This window comes from Novosphingobium mississippiense, assembly GCF_044029535.1.
In the GTDB taxonomy this organism is placed as follows: Bacteria; Pseudomonadota; Alphaproteobacteria; order Sphingomonadales; family Sphingomonadaceae; genus Novosphingobium.
Genome location: NZ_CP147003.1, coordinates 627,534 through 641,359 on the forward strand (window position 1 = coordinate 627,534; position 13,826 = coordinate 641,359).

At 66.3% G+C, this 13,826-nt stretch carries 15 protein-coding genes; all 15 read left to right on the forward strand.

Annotation, left to right across the window (positions count from 1 at the left end):
• Genes WBP06_RS21490 through WBP06_RS21560 form a run of 15 tightly spaced genes read left to right on the forward strand, consistent with a single transcriptional unit; the run spans window position 1 to window position 13,817 of the window.
• Window positions 1-936 (forward strand): VOC family protein, encoded by a 936-nt coding sequence (locus tag WBP06_RS21490; RefSeq protein WP_395337103.1) that lies wholly within the window; start codon window positions 1-3, stop codon window positions 934-936.
• On the forward strand, window positions 933-1,814 hold the full coding sequence (locus tag WBP06_RS21495) for a CoA transferase subunit A (RefSeq protein ID WP_395337104.1): 882 nt from the start codon (window positions 933-935) through the stop codon (window positions 1,812-1,814). Before WBP06_RS21490 ends, WBP06_RS21495 begins: the two co-directional genes overlap by 4 nt.
• A complete protein-coding gene (locus WBP06_RS21500; protein ID WP_395337105.1) occupies window positions 1,814-2,635 on the forward strand; it encodes a CoA-transferase subunit beta in 822 nt (273 codons plus the stop codon). The genes WBP06_RS21495 and WBP06_RS21500 overlap by 1 nt, the downstream gene beginning before the upstream one ends.
• Window positions 2,636-2,655: 20 nt before the next feature.
• Complete coding sequence (locus WBP06_RS21505) at window positions 2,656-3,555, forward strand: enoyl-CoA hydratase (protein WP_395337106.1); 900 nt, start codon at window positions 2,656-2,658, stop codon at window positions 3,553-3,555.
• Window position 3,556: 1 nt separating this feature from the next.
• Window positions 3,557-4,642, forward strand: a complete 1,086-nt coding sequence (locus WBP06_RS21510; protein ID WP_395337107.1) for an NAD(P)H-dependent flavin oxidoreductase — start codon at window positions 3,557-3,559, stop codon at window positions 4,640-4,642.
• 21 nt (window positions 4,643-4,663) lie between these two features.
• Window positions 4,664-5,413 carry an enoyl-CoA hydratase family protein gene (locus WBP06_RS21515; protein WP_395337108.1) on the forward strand — a complete coding sequence of 250 codons (750 nt, stop codon included), beginning with the start codon at window positions 4,664-4,666 and terminating at the stop codon, window positions 5,411-5,413.
• The gene (locus WBP06_RS21520; RefSeq protein WP_395337109.1) at window positions 5,413-6,558 is read left to right on the forward strand and encodes an acyl-CoA dehydrogenase; all 1,146 of its coding nucleotides are present in this window, start codon (window positions 5,413-5,415) and stop codon (window positions 6,556-6,558) included. Before WBP06_RS21515 ends, WBP06_RS21520 begins: the two co-directional genes overlap by 1 nt.
• A 13-nt stretch (window positions 6,559-6,571) precedes the next feature.
• On the forward strand, window positions 6,572-7,630 hold the full coding sequence (locus WBP06_RS21525; protein ID WP_395337110.1) for an acyl-CoA dehydrogenase family protein: 1,059 nt from the start codon (window positions 6,572-6,574) through the stop codon (window positions 7,628-7,630).
• On the forward strand, window positions 7,623-8,774 hold the full coding sequence (locus WBP06_RS21530; RefSeq protein ID WP_395337111.1) for an acetyl-CoA C-acetyltransferase: 1,152 nt from the start codon (window positions 7,623-7,625) through the stop codon (window positions 8,772-8,774). Before WBP06_RS21525 ends, WBP06_RS21530 begins: the two co-directional genes overlap by 8 nt.
• A gap of 2 nt (window positions 8,775-8,776) precedes the next feature.
• A complete protein-coding gene (locus WBP06_RS21535; RefSeq protein ID WP_395337112.1) occupies window positions 8,777-9,421 on the forward strand; it encodes a phenylacetic acid degradation protein PaaY in 645 nt (214 codons plus the stop codon).
• Window positions 9,422-9,426: 5 nt separating this feature from the next.
• The gene (locus tag WBP06_RS21540; protein WP_395337113.1) at window positions 9,427-10,332 is read left to right on the forward strand and encodes an SDR family oxidoreductase; all 906 of its coding nucleotides are present in this window, start codon (window positions 9,427-9,429) and stop codon (window positions 10,330-10,332) included.
• Window positions 10,333-10,346: 14 nt separating this feature from the next.
• Window positions 10,347-11,402 carry an acyl-CoA dehydrogenase family protein gene (locus WBP06_RS21545; protein WP_395337114.1) on the forward strand — a complete coding sequence of 352 codons (1,056 nt, stop codon included), beginning with the start codon at window positions 10,347-10,349 and terminating at the stop codon, window positions 11,400-11,402.
• Entirely contained in the window at window positions 11,399-12,577 is a 1,179-nt protein-coding gene (locus tag WBP06_RS21550) for an acyl-CoA dehydrogenase family protein (protein ID WP_395337115.1), read from the forward strand. The genes WBP06_RS21545 and WBP06_RS21550 overlap by 4 nt, the downstream gene beginning before the upstream one ends.
• Window positions 12,574-13,359, forward strand: coding sequence for an SDR family oxidoreductase (locus WBP06_RS21555; RefSeq protein WP_395337116.1), 786 nt, complete (start codon window positions 12,574-12,576; stop codon window positions 13,357-13,359). Before WBP06_RS21550 ends, WBP06_RS21555 begins: the two co-directional genes overlap by 4 nt.
• Complete coding sequence (locus WBP06_RS21560; RefSeq protein ID WP_395337117.1) at window positions 13,356-13,817, forward strand: MaoC family dehydratase; 462 nt, start codon at window positions 13,356-13,358, stop codon at window positions 13,815-13,817. The genes WBP06_RS21555 and WBP06_RS21560 overlap by 4 nt, the downstream gene beginning before the upstream one ends.
• Window positions 13,818-13,826 lie beyond the last annotated feature (9 nt).

Genomic DNA, 13,826 nt, shown 5'->3' on the forward strand with positions numbered 1-13,826 from the left:
ATGGGTATTAAGGCGCTCGGTTACGTGGTGATCGAAACCGCGAAACCTGCCGAGTGGGACGCATTCCTTGCCGACGTGGTCGGCACGATGCGCGTGGAGAGCGGGAAGGAGGGCGTCGCCCTCTACCGGATCGACGATCGCCCATTCCGATTCCGCATAGAGACGGGGGCCAAGGAGCACTTCCGCGCGGCCGCCTATGAAGTGGGCGATGCCGGCGAACTGGCGGAAGCGCGCGCGAAAGTCGCCGCCGCCGGCCGCCCGATCGAGGATGGCACGGCAGAGGAGGCGCAGGAGCGCGGCGTGGCCGCCTTCTTCCGCACCAGCGATCCGGCGGGCAATGGGCTGGAATTCTTCCACGGCGACACCCGTGACGATGTGGCTTTCGTCTCGCCCGCCGGGGTCAGCGGCTTCGTTACCGGCGACATGGGCATGGGTCACGCGGTCTTCGCGGCACCGAACTTTGCCGAGTGCCACGAATTCTATCGCACCCTCGGCTTCCACGACACCGACATTCCACGCTTCCACTTCAGCGATGCGGCCGACGATCCGGGCATGGGCTTCGCCTTCATGCACGCAGACAACGGCCGCCATCACTCCGTCGCGCTGGGTGAGATGCCGATGCCGCCTTCGGGCTGCGTCCACCTGATGCTGGAGATGAAGGCGCAGGCAGACGTCGGCAAATGCCATGACCGCATGCGCCAGGCCAAAGTGCCCGAAAGCGCCAGCATCGGGCGCCATGTGAACGACCAGACCTTCGGCTTCTACATGCAGTCGCCCGGCGGTTTCGACTTCGAGATCGGTGCCGATCCGCTGGTGATCGATCCGGCCAGCTGGGAGCCGACCGCGCATCTCGTGCCCAGCGAATGGGGCCATGTCTGGGCCTGGCAGAAGGCGCTTGAGGAACAGGAACAGAAAAAACAGGAAGAGGGAGCATGATGCTCGACAAGCGCATGAGCGCGGCAGAAATCGTCGCGCAGATAGAGGACGGGATGACCGTCGGGATCGGCGGCTGGGGGCCGCGTCGCAAGCCGATGGCGCTGGTGCGCGAACTGCTGCGTTCCGACGTCAAGGACCTGACCGTGGTGGCCTATGGCGGTGCCGACGTCGGCATGCTGTGCGCGGCGGGGAAGGTGAAGAAGCTGGTCTTCGCCTTCGTCTCGCTCGATGCGATTCCGCTGGAACCGTGGTTCCGCAAGAGCCGGGAAAGCGGCGCGCTGGACGTGCTGGAACTGGATGAAGGCATGTTCCAGTGGGGCCTCAAGGCCGCCGCTTTCGGGCTGCCCTTCCTGCCGACGCGCGTGGGGCTGGGCACCGATCTGGCCGAACTTGGCGGGCTGAAGACGGTGCAGAGCCCCTATGCCGATGGCGAGACGCTGATCGCGATGCCTGCGCTCAAGCTCGATGTCGCGCTGTTGCACGTCAACCGCAGCGACTGGCGCGGCAATGTGCAGGTGTTCGGGCCGGACGCCTATTACGACGAGTGGTTCGCCAAGGCTGCCGCGAAGACCTTCGTATCGTGTGAGGAACTGGTCGACCGGATGGAGGACCACTACCCCGATCAGGCGCGCGACAACTTGATCGAGCGTTGCTTTATCAGCGGCGTGATCGAAATGCCCGGCGGCGCGCATCCCAGTTCGATGCCCCCGCACTACGGCTGGGACATGAAGGCGTTCAAGGCTTACGCGGCCTCCGCCAAGGAACCGGGTGACTGGGGCGCGGTGCAGGACCGCTTCGTCGGCGCGAACGAGGCCGACTATCTCGACAGCATTGGCGGAAAGGAGGCGGTGGCGGCTCTCCCGCTCCCGATATTCTGATGAATCAGGTTACCCCGATCACGACGATCACCCTTGCAGAACTCTGCATTTTCGCCGCCTCCGAGGCATTCCGCAATAATGGTGAGGTGATCGCCACGGGCGTCGGCCCGGTGCCCCGGCTTGCCGCCGGGCTCGCCAAGCTGACGCACAGCCCCGAACTGATGATGACCGATGGTGAGGCCTATCTGGTCGAACAGCCGGTGCCGATCGGCCCGCGCGCCTATGACGATCGCAAGCGGGCCGGATACCTGCCGTTCTCGCGCTTCTTCGACAGCGCGGTCTGGACCGGGCGCCGCCACGCGATGGTCACGCCCACGCAGCTGGACCGTTTCGGCCAGATCAACCTCTCGTACATGGGGGGCACTTATCGCCAGCCCAAGACGCAGATGCTGGGCGTGCGCGGCTTTCCGGGCAATACGATCTACCACGCCAATTCGTTCTTCTTCCCGGCGCATGGCCCCCGCGTCTTCGTGCCGGGCGAAGTCGATATGATCTCCGGCGTCGGTTACAATCCGGCCAAGCGCGTGGCGGGCGGCAACTATTCCGGCGTCGACTTGAAGCGCATCGTCACCAACCTCTGCGTGATGGACTTCGGCGGCACCGACGCTGAAGGCAATCGGGCAATCCGCGTCGTCTCGCTGCACCCCGGCGTCACGTTCGAGGAAGTGCAGGAAGCAACCGGCTTCGCGCTGGAACGGGCGCCGGAGATGGGCACCACACCGCTTCCGGATGCAGACGCGCTGGCAGTGATCGCCGCGCTCGACCCGCACGACATCCGCGCCACCGTCATCAAGGACAACCCGCCGGCCGTCAGGGCCTGAGCGGGATCGGGAGAGGCATCATGAGCGATGATCTGGTCGAACCGAAAAAGGTCGACATCGTCTACGAGACCGACAGCCCCGTGCTTTACGAGGTGGACGGTCCGGTCGCCTGGGTAACGCTCAACCGGCCGGACTTCAACAACGCGCAGAACGGCCAGATGACCTATGCGCTGGACGATGCCTTCAACCGCGCCGTGCAGGACGATGCGGTGAAGGTCATCGTGCTGGCGGGCAACGGCAAGCACTTCTCTGCCGGGCACGACATCGGCACGCCGGGACGCGATCTGCACAAGGCGTTCGACAACCGGCTGATGGTGCCGGGCCACGTCAACAAGCCGGCGGCCGAACTGCTCTACACGCGGGAGCAGGAGCAGTATCTGGGCATGTGCCGCCGCTGGCGCGACATTCCCAAGCCCACCGTCGCCATGGTGCAGGGCGCCTGCATCGCGGGCGGGCTGATGCTGGCCTGGGTCTGCGACCTGATCGTCGCTTCGGAAGACGCGTTCTTTCAGGACCCGGTCAACCGGATGGGAATCCCCGGCGTCGAATACTTCGCCCACGCCTTCGAACTGCCGCCGCGCGTGGCCAAGGAATTCCTGCTGCTGGGCGAACGCATGAGCGCCCAGCGCGCCGAACAGTTCGGCATGGTCAACCGGATCGTCCCGCGTGAGAAACTGCGCGAGGAAGCGGCATCGATGGCCGCGAAACTCGCTGCGCAGCCGCGCCTTGGCAACTGGCTGACCAAGCAGGCGGTCAACCACGTGGAAGAACTGCGCGGCAAGCGTTCGGCGATGGATGCCGTGTTCCACATGCACCACTTCGCCCATGCCCAGAACGATCTGGTGCAGGGCAATTCCATCGCCGGGCTGGATGGCAAGGCAATGGCGGCGGCCAACAAGAAGCAGGCGGGAGAAGGCTGAGATGACCGATCCGCTACACACTATCCTGGTCGAACGCCTCGGCTGCAAAGTGCCGGTGATCCAGACCGCGATGGGCTGGGTGGCCGAACCCTCGCTGGTCATCGCCAGTTCGAACGCGGGCGCCTTCGGCTTCCTGGGCGCGGCGGTGATGACGCCGGACGAGGCGCGGGCGAAGCTGTTGGAAGTGCGCCGTGGCACCGATCGCCCCTTCGGCGTCAACTTCCACAGCTTTCAGCCGGGCGCGGACAAGATCGTCGAGTTGATCCTGGAAAACCGCGATCAGGTGCGCGCGGTCTCGTTCGGGCGCGGGCCCAATGCCAAGATGATCGGTGCATTCAAGGACGCCGGCATCCTCTGCATCCCTACCGTCGGCGCGCTGAAGCACGCGAAGAAGATGGTCGAACTGGGCGTCGACATGATCAACGTGCAGGGCGGCGAGGGCGGCGGCCATACCGGATCGGTGCCGACCACGGTGCTGCTGCCGCAAGTGCTGGACGCTGTACAGGTGCCGGTGATCGCCAGCGGCGGTTTCGCCGACGGGCGCGGGCTGGTGGCCGCATTGGCTTACGGCGCCGTCGGCATCGCCATGGGCACGCGTTTTCTGCTGACGCAGGAAAGTCCGGTGCCGGACAGCGCCAAGGGCGCCTACCTCGCAGCTTCCACTGACGGCATCGTCGTCACCACCAAGCTGGACGGCATTCCCCAGCGCATGGTGCGCACGCGGCTGATGGACCGGATCGAGAAGTCCGGCCCGCTCGCCATGTGGCTGCGCGCGTTCGAGGCGGGTCGAGCGATGAAGCGCCAGACCGGTGCTTCGTGGGGTGATTTCATGCGCAGCGCGCGCGGCATGACCGCGCACGGCGCGATGCCGCTGAAGCAGGCGATGATGGCCGCGACCACGCCGATGCTGATCCAGAAGGCGATGATCGACGGCGATATCGAGAACGGCGTGATGGCCACCGGCGTCGTCGGCGGCCGCATCCGCGAAATTCCAAGCTGCCAGCAGCTTGTCGACAGCATCATGGCCGAAGCGCGCGAAAGGCTCAGCGCGCTCGGCGTACCCGCCGCCGCCACCGTCGCGGCCTGAAACCGGGGGAGGAGAGAACCCATGCCGATTACTTGCACCATTCAGGACCGGATTGCCGAAATCGTCTTCGACGTGGCGCCGGTCAATGCGTTCGACAGCGAAACCTGGCTCAGCCTGCCCGCGATCATCAACGAGGCGGCGCGCAATCCGGACGTCCACTGCATCCTGATCCGTGCCGATGGGCGCGGCTTCTGCGGCGGCGTGGACATCAAGGAGATGCAGGCCCATCCGGAACGCATCCCGCTGCTCAATCGCGGCAATTACCTGACGTTCAAGGCGATTCACGAGGCCGAAGTGCCGGTGGTGGTTGCCGTGCACAAGTTCGTGATCGGCGGCGGCATCGGCATCTGCGGCGCGTCGGACACGATCATCGCGGCGGACGATGCCTATTTCTCGCTGCCGGAGATCGATCGCGGCGCGATGGGCGGGGCCAGCCACATGTCGCGCATGTTGCCGCTCCACAAGGTGCGCGCGGCCTTCTTCACCGGCGGCAATATTCCCGCGCAGGAAGCCTATCGGCTGGGCGCGGTGGAGATGGTCGTCCCGCGCGATCAGCTCGAAACCGAAGCTCGCGCCTTCGCCGCGCGCATCGCCGGCAAGTCGCGCAAGGCGCTGGTGATCGCCAAGGAAGCGCTGAACGGGCTGGAATCGCGCGACGTCGATCGCGGCTACCGCTGGGAGCAGGGCTTCACCCTCGAAATGTACATGCATGAGGATAGCCAGAAGTCGCGCGATGCCTTCGTGGAAACCGGCAAGGCGGCCTCGTTCTGATGGACCTTTCCTACACCCCCGCCCAGCAGGCGTTCCGCGCCGAAGTGCGCGACTGGCTTGAGGCGAACGTGCCCGCGCAGCCGCTCGAACACTTCGACGCCACGCGCGAAGGGTTCGAGGCGCATCGCGACTGGGAACGCACGCTGAAGTCCGGCGACTGGGGCATGGTCACCTGGCCGAAGGAATATGGCGGTCGCGGGCTGGACCTGATCGAATGGCTGATCTTCGAGGAGGAATACTACCGCGCCGGCGCGCCCGGCCGGGTCAACCAGAACGGCATCTTCCTGCTGGGCCCCACCTTGATCGAGTTCGGCACGCCCGAACAGAAGCAGCGCTTCCTGCCGCCGATGGCATCGGGTGAGGAAATCTGGGCGCAGGCCTGGTCCGAACCGCAGGCCGGGTCCGACCTTGCCGGCGTGCGCGCGACGGCCACCAGAGACGGCGACGACTATGTGCTGAACGGCCACAAAATCTGGTCCAGCCGCGCGGTCTTTGCCGACTGGGCCTTCGGCCTGTTCCGCGAACCGGGCACGGAGCGGCACAAGGGGATGAGCCTGATCTTCTTCCCGCTCGATGCGCCGGGGGTGACGGTCAACGCCATCCGCAAGATCAACGGCCATGTCGGCTTTGCGGAAATCTTCCTGGAGGACGTGCGCGTGCCCGCCTTCAACCGGCTGGGGGACGAAGGGCAGGGTTGGCACATCTGCATGGCGACGGCAGGGTTCGAGCGCGGCCTGATGCTGCGCAGTCCGGCGCGCTATCAGGTCGCCGCTGCGGCGCTGGCCGGGCTTTGGCAGGAACGCAAGGCGGATGCCGATCCGCTGCTCGAAGCCGATGTGGTGCGCGCCTACATGAACGCGGATGCCTATGCGCTGTCGATCTACCAGACCGCGTCGCGGCTGATGGCAGGCGCGAAGATCGGGCCGGAGGCTTCCACCAACAAGATCTTCTGGTCGGAACTCGACATCCACCTGCACCAGACCGCGCTCTCGATCCTCGGCCCGGATGCTGAGCTGGTGGTGGAGCCGGGGCAGCACGATTGGCTGGACGATTACATCTTCGCCCTCGCCGGGCCGATCTACGCCGGATCGAACGAGATCCAGCGCAACATCATCGCCGAGCGCATGCTCGGCCTGCCGCGCTGAGGAGGACCGGGTCATGGATTTCACCCTGAGCGACGAACAGCTCATGTTCGCCGAAACCGCGCGCACCCTATTGGGCGACACCTGTACGCCCGATCACTGGCGCAAGATGATGGAGCGCGGTGACAATAGCGATCCTGCCCGCTGGGACGCGATCGTCGAGAACGGCTTCACGCTGGTCATGCTGCCTGAAGAGGCGGGCGGCATGGGCCTTGGCGAACTGGACTTCGCGTTGATCGCGGAGGAGGCAGGTTATGTCGCGCTGCCGGAACCGCTGGTCGAAAGCGCTGGCGTGGCCGCGCCGATGCTGGCGGCGCTCGCGCCCGATCATCCGCTGCTGGCCGATCCGGGCGCGACGATTGCGATTGCCCATTCGCTGAACCCGGTAGTGGCCGATGCGGGCCGCACCGCCGCGATCTTGCTGGAACGCGACGGGCATGCCTTCCTGGCCAGCCCGGATTGCGTACGGCTGATGCCGTCCGAAACCATCGACCCGCTGCGCCGTCTGTTCCGCGTGGAGTGGGATGCAGCCGACGCTGAGGATCTTGGCGTGGCCGATTGGGATCTCGCACTGGATCGCGCCGCGCTGTTCGCCGCCGCACAGGGCCTCGGCCTTGCCCAGCGCGCGGTCGACATGGCGGTGGACTACGCCAAGGAACGCCAGCAGTTCGGCAAGCCGATCGGTTCCTATCAGGCGGTGAAGCACCACCTCGCCTCCGCACAGGTCGCCATCGAGTTCGCGCGGCCGGTAGTGCGCGCTGCGGCTGCCGAAATCGGGCATCGCGACGTACAGGCGCGCGCGCGGGTCAGCCACGCCAAGATCGTCGCGCTGGAAGCGGCGGACAAGGCAACGCGCGCCTCGATCCAGGTGCACGGCGCCATGGGCTATTCTTGGGAAGTCGACGCGCACCTGTTCCTCAAGCGCACGCTCGCGCTGACCCAAAGCTGGGGCACGCCCGCATTCCACCGCGCGCGCGTCGCCACGCGCCTGTTCACCCAGCCTGTCGGTCCCGACCGGACCTTCGCCCGCGAAGCCCATGCCGGCGCGGCCACCAGAGAGATGATCCATGCCTGAAGCCTATATCGTCGACGCCGTTCGCACGCCCGTCGGCCGCAAGAAGGGCAGCTTGGCCCAAGTGCACCCCGCCGATCTGGGCGCGCATCCGATCAAGGCGCTGGTGGAGCGCACCGGAATCGATGCCGGTCTGGTGGACGATGTCGTCTGGGGCTGCTGCGACACCATCGGCCCGCAGGCCGGCGATATCGGCCGCACGGCGTGGCTGGTGGCGGGCATGCCCGAACATGTTCCCGGCGTGACCATCGACCGGCAGTGCGGATCCTCCCAGCAGGCGGTTCATTTCGCCGCGCAGGGGGTGATGTCGGGCACGCAGGATCTGGTCGTCGCCGGCGGCAGTCAGGCGATGAACGCGATCCCGATCTCGGCGGCGATGTTCGCCGGGGCCGCTTATGGTTTCGACAGCCCGTTCCAAGGCTCGAAGGGTTGGGACGCGCGCTATGGAGACGAAGAGGTCAACCAGATCCGCTCGGCCGAGATGATTGCCGAGAAGTGGGGCATCTCGCGCGCGGAAATGGAGCAGTTTAGCCTTGCTAGCCATCAACGCGCGCAGGCGGCGTGGGATGCCGGCTGGTTCGACCGTGAGGTTGCGCCGTTCGAGGGGCTGGCGAAGGACGAGACGATCCGCCCGGGCACTACGCTGGAAGGGCTCTCCGCGCTGAACCCGGTGCGGGAGGGCGGCGCGATCACCGCCGGTGTCGCCAGCCAGAACTGCGATGCTGCCGCCGCCATGCTGATCGCCAGCGAGCGGGCGGTGAAGGAACATGGCCTGAAACCACGGGCGCGCATCCATCACTTGTCCGTGCGGGCGGCGAACCCGGTGTGGATGCTCACCGGCCCGATCCCGGCAACCCAGCACGCGCTCGCCAAGGCAGGAATGCGGGTGGAGGACATCGACCTGTTCGAATGCAACGAGGCGTTCGCCTCGATCCCGCTCGCCTGGATGAAGGAACTGAACATCCCGCATGAGAAGGTGAACGTGCAGGGCGGCGCCATCGCGCTGGGCCATCCGATCGGCGCCACCGGCGTACGATTGATGACGACGCTGCTGGGCGCCTTGGAACGCACCGGTGCTCGCTACGGCCTCCAGACCATGTGCGAAGGCGGCGGGCAGGCCAACGTCACCATTATCGAGCGGCTGTGACGATGCCTTGCTACGCCTATCAGGGGATCGTTCCGGTCGTCGATCCGACCAGCTATGTCCATCCATTGGCCTCGCTGATAGGGGACGTGATCGTCGGCCCCGGCTGCTTCATCGCGCCGGGCGCCTCGCTGCGCGGCGATTTCGGCCGCATCGTCGTGGAGGGTGACAGCTCGATCCAGGACAGCGTAACGATCCACGCCAATTCCAACCGCGACACCGTGATCCGCCGGGGCGCGACGATCGCGCACGGCGCCATCATCCACGGCTGCGAGATCGGCGAGAACAGCCTGGTCGGCATGAACGCCGTGGTGCTGGACGAAGCGGTGATCGGCCCGGAAAACCTCATCGGCGCGTTGGCGCTGGTGAAGTCGGAAACGGAAACGCCGCCGCGCAGCTTGCTCGCCGGCAACCCCGCCAAGGTCGTGCGAACATTCGAACCACATCAGGTGACATGGCGCAACGACGGGCAGGGCGAATACCAGCGCCTTGCGCGCGAGGCGCTGGACGGGATCGTCGAAGTCACGCCGCTGTCCGCCCCCGAACCCGACCGACGCCGATTGGCGTCGGAAGCCATTGCCGTGCGCCTTTCCGGCCGCACCGCCGCCCTGCGCGAAGCCCGCGCGGCGCAAACCATCGAACAGGAGTGACTTTCGTGGGTATCTGCGACAATCGTACCGTCATCATCACCGGCGCCGCGCGCGGTTTGGGCCGCGCATACGCGCTCGCCTTCGCGGCGGAGGGGGCCAACGTCGTCGTCAACGACATCGGCACCTCGCTGGGTGGTGACGGACGCGACACCAGCGCCGCCGACGGGGTGGTGGAGGAAATTCGCGCCGCCGGCGGCAAGGCCGTGGCCAATTACGAGGACATCACCGACTGGGATGCCGCCCAGCGCATCGTAGGTGCCGCTCTGGACGCGTTCGGTGATCTTCATGTCGTGGTCAACAACGCCGGAATCGTGCGCGATCGGATGTTCGTTTCGGCGACGCTGGAAGAGTGGGACGCGACCATGCACGTCCACTTGCGCGGCCATTTCTGCCTCTCCCGCCACGCCGTGGATTACTGGCGCGGGCAGCAGAAGGCCGGCAAGCCGGTCGATGCGCGGATCATCAACACTTCGTCCGGCGCGGGCCTCCAGGGCTCGATCGCGCAGGCCGCTTACTCGACCGCCAAGGGCGGGATTGCCGCGCTGACGCTGGTGCAGGCCGCCGAACTGGGCCGCTATGGCATCACCGCCAATGCGCTGGCTCCCTCCGCCCGCACCCGCATGACCGAGCAGGCCTTTGCCGACAAGATGGCGACGCAGGAAGCCACGTTCGACGTGATGGATCCGGCCAATGTCGCCGCCACCGTGGTGTGGCTGGGATCGACCGAAAGCGCCCATGTCACCGGCTGCGTGTTCGAACTGGAAGGCGGCAAGATCATGATCGAGCAAGGCTGGCGAGAAGGCCCGTTCGTCGATCAGGCGGCGCGCTGGCAGCCTGCGCAGGTGGGTGCGGAAGTGGATCGCCTGCTGGCTGAGCGCGTTCCGCCGCGCAAGGTCTGGGGCACGGCCTGAGGGGAGACGGCGCGATGGAATTCGCCCTGACCGACGAACAGGCGATGATCGCGGACACCGTCCGCGCTTTCTTCGCCGAAAACGCCACTAGCGAGCGCACCCGCGCGGCGATGGGAGCTGACGGTATCGACCGCGACTTGTGGTCCGCCTTTGCCGGGGAACTGGGGCTTGCCGGGCTCGGCATTCCCGAGGACTTCGGCGGCGCCGGCCTTGGCATGGTGGAACTGGCCGTGGTGGCGGAGGCGGCAGGCGCGCAAGTCGCCGCGCTGCCGTTGCTGGGCCATGCCATGCTGACCGAAGCCCTGGTGCGCGGCGGATCGGACGCGCAGAAGACCGAATGGCTGCCGCGTCTTGCCGCCGGAGAACTCATCGCGACGGTGGCGTGGGATACTGCTTTCGAGGTGGTGGATGGGGCCGTCAGTGGCACGATCCCCTATCTTCCGTATGGTGCGACGGCCGATGTCCTGTTGCTTCAGGCTGGTGGACAGGCTTGGCTGGTCGATCTGAACGGCGAGGGGGTTACCCGCACCGCGCATGTCACCATGGACCAGACGCGCCCGCTCGCGACGGTGACGCTTGATGGCGTCCGGGCCGAAGCGCTGCAACAGGGCGCGGCCGCGATCGAAGGGCTTCAGGCCGCAGGCTGGATCTGCCTTGCCGCCGAGGCGCTGGGCGGCGCACAGGCCAGCCTCGACCGGACGGTGGAATACGCGAAGGAACGCGTGCAATTCGGCCGACCCATTGGCTCGTTCCAGGCGTACAAGCACCGCCTTGCCGACATGATGGTGGAAATCGAACAGGCCCGCTCGGCCGTCTACTGGGCGGCTTGCGCGGTCGACGAGCAGGCCGAGGAAGCGAAGCTGGCGCTCCATTCCGCCAAGGCCTTCTGCGCCGATACCTACCGCATGTGTGCGGGCAACATGATCCAGCTTCACGGCGGGATCGGCTTCACCTGGGAGCATGACGCGCACCTCTTCTTCAAACGCGCCCGCTCGATCGCGACGCTTTATGGCGACAGCCAGTGGCACCGCGCGGAAGTGGCGCGCTTCGTCATGGGAGAACCCACATGAAACTGGGCTTTTCGACGGCGGACGAGGCCTTTCGCAGCGAATGCGCCGCATGGCTGCAGGCGCAGATGACAGGGCCTTTCGCCGATATTCGCGGCATTCCCAATCTCGTCTCCAAGGTGGAGCGCCGGCGCGAGTGGGAACAGCAACTGGCCGCGCACAAATGGTCGTGCATCGGCTGGCCCGAACAATGGGGCGGACGCGGCGCGACGCTGGCGCAGCAGGTGATCTTTGCCGAGGAATATGCCCGCGCCGGTGCGCCGGGCCGCATCAACCACATCGGCGTCGAACTCGCCGGGCCGACGATCCTTGCCTTTGGGACCGAGGAGCAGAAGGCGCGGTTCCTTCCCGGTATCGCGGCGGGAACCGCGATCTGGTGCCAGGGGTATTCCGAGCCCAATGCCGGGTCGGATCTTGCCAACGTGCGCACCAAGGCGCGGCTGGACGGCGATGAATGGGTGGTCAACGGTCAGAAAGTCTGGACCAGCCTTGCCCACTTCTCCGACTGGATCTTTGTCATCGCGCGCAGCGAGGAAGGCTCGAAAGGCCCCAAGGGTCTGACGTTCCTGATGATGGAGATGGACCAACCCGGTATCGAAGTGCGCCCGATCCGCCAGATGAACGGAGAGGCGGAGTTCAACGAGACGTTCCTGACCGATGCGCGTTGCCCGGCGGGCAGCCTGATCGGCACGCCCGGCGATGGCTGGCGCGTGGCGATGGGCCTGCTCGCCTTCGAACGCGGGGTGTCGACGCTGGCCCAACAGATGGGTTTCCGCAACGAGCTGGACGGCATCATTGCCGCTGCCAAGGCCAATGGGAAGGACCGCGATCCGGTGATCCGCCAGCGCGTGGCGGAGGCGGAGATCGGCCTTCGCCTGATGCGTTACGGCGCGCTGCGGATGCTCTCCAACACCGATCATTCCGCCATCGACGGCGCCGCGCTCACCTACAAGATCCAGTGGGCGACATGGCGGCGCAACCTGGGCGAACTGGCCATGGATGTGCTTGGCCAGGCGGGCGAGATCGCGCCGGGCCATGATTACGAATGGCCGATGCTGCCCAACCTGTTTCTCTTCAGCCGCTCGGATACGATCTACGGCGGCACCAATCAGATCCAGCGCAACCTGATCGCCGAGCGTGGCCTCGGCTTGCCCAAAGAACCCAGAGGTGACCTGTGACCGTTCCCGTTCCTGCCTATCCCACTCCCCTCGGCATGCTGAAGGAGCGCACGGTGGTGGTCACCGCCGCGGCCGGCACCGGCATTGGTTTTGCCGTCGCCAAGCGTGCCGCCGAGGAGGGCGCGCGCCTGCTCATCAGCGATTTCCATGAGCGCCGCCTTGGCGAAGCGGCCGATCGCATCGCCGCCGAAGTGGGCTGCACGCGGCCGGAGACGTTCGTCTGCGACGTGACCGTCGAGGAGCAGGTGCAGGCGCTGCGCGACGCGGCAGTGTCGCGGCTGGGCGGGGTCGATGTGCTGATCAACAATGCCGGGCTGGGCGGCGAGGTCGACGTGGTCGACATGACCGATGACCAGTGGAGCCGCGTGTTGGACGTCACGCTCACCTCGCTGTTCCGCATGACCCGGGCGTTCCTGCCGGTGATGTATGCGGCGAACCGGGGCGTGATGGTCAACAACGCCTCTGTACTCGGCTGGCGCGCGCAGAAGGGGCAGGCGCACTATGCCGCCGCCAAGGCCGGGGTCATGGCTTTCACCCGCTGCACGGCGATGGAGGCGGCGGACCACGGCGTGCGCATCAACGCGGTGGCGCCCAGTCTGGCCATGCATCCCTTCCTTGCCAAAGTGACGACCGAGGAAACCTTGGCTGAACTGGTCAAGCGAGAGGCCTACGGTCGTCCGGCGGAAGTGTGGGAAGTGGCCAACGTCATGCTGTTCCTGGCCAGCGACTTGTCGTCCTACATGACCGGAGAGATCGTTCCGGTATCGAGCCAGCACGCATGAGCGGGCCGTTCGTCTTCGAAACGCCCTCTGCGCTGCTTGGCGCGGAAGGAACGCAACTGGGGCCGACGGACTGGTTCGCCGTCGATCAGGACCGGGTGAACGCCTTCGCCGAAGTGACCGGCGACGACCAGTGGATCCATGTCGATGTGGAGCGCGCCAAGGCGGGGCCGTTCGGCGGTACGATCGTCCACGGTTACCTGACGCTCAGTCTCGTCAACATGTTCCTGCCGCAGATGATCGAGGTGCGCGGGTTTTCCGCCGGCGTGAACGTCGGGATGGACCGCACGCGGTTTCTGGCCCCGGTCCTGACCGGATCGCGGCTGCGCGCGCGGGGGGAGATTGTCGCGGTCGAGGAGATCAAGGGTGCGGTCCAGTCGACCGTGCGCGTTACCGTCGAGATCGAGGGGGGTGAGAAGCCCGCGCTCGTTATCGACACCATCAGCCGATACTACCCGTAAGGAGAGAAG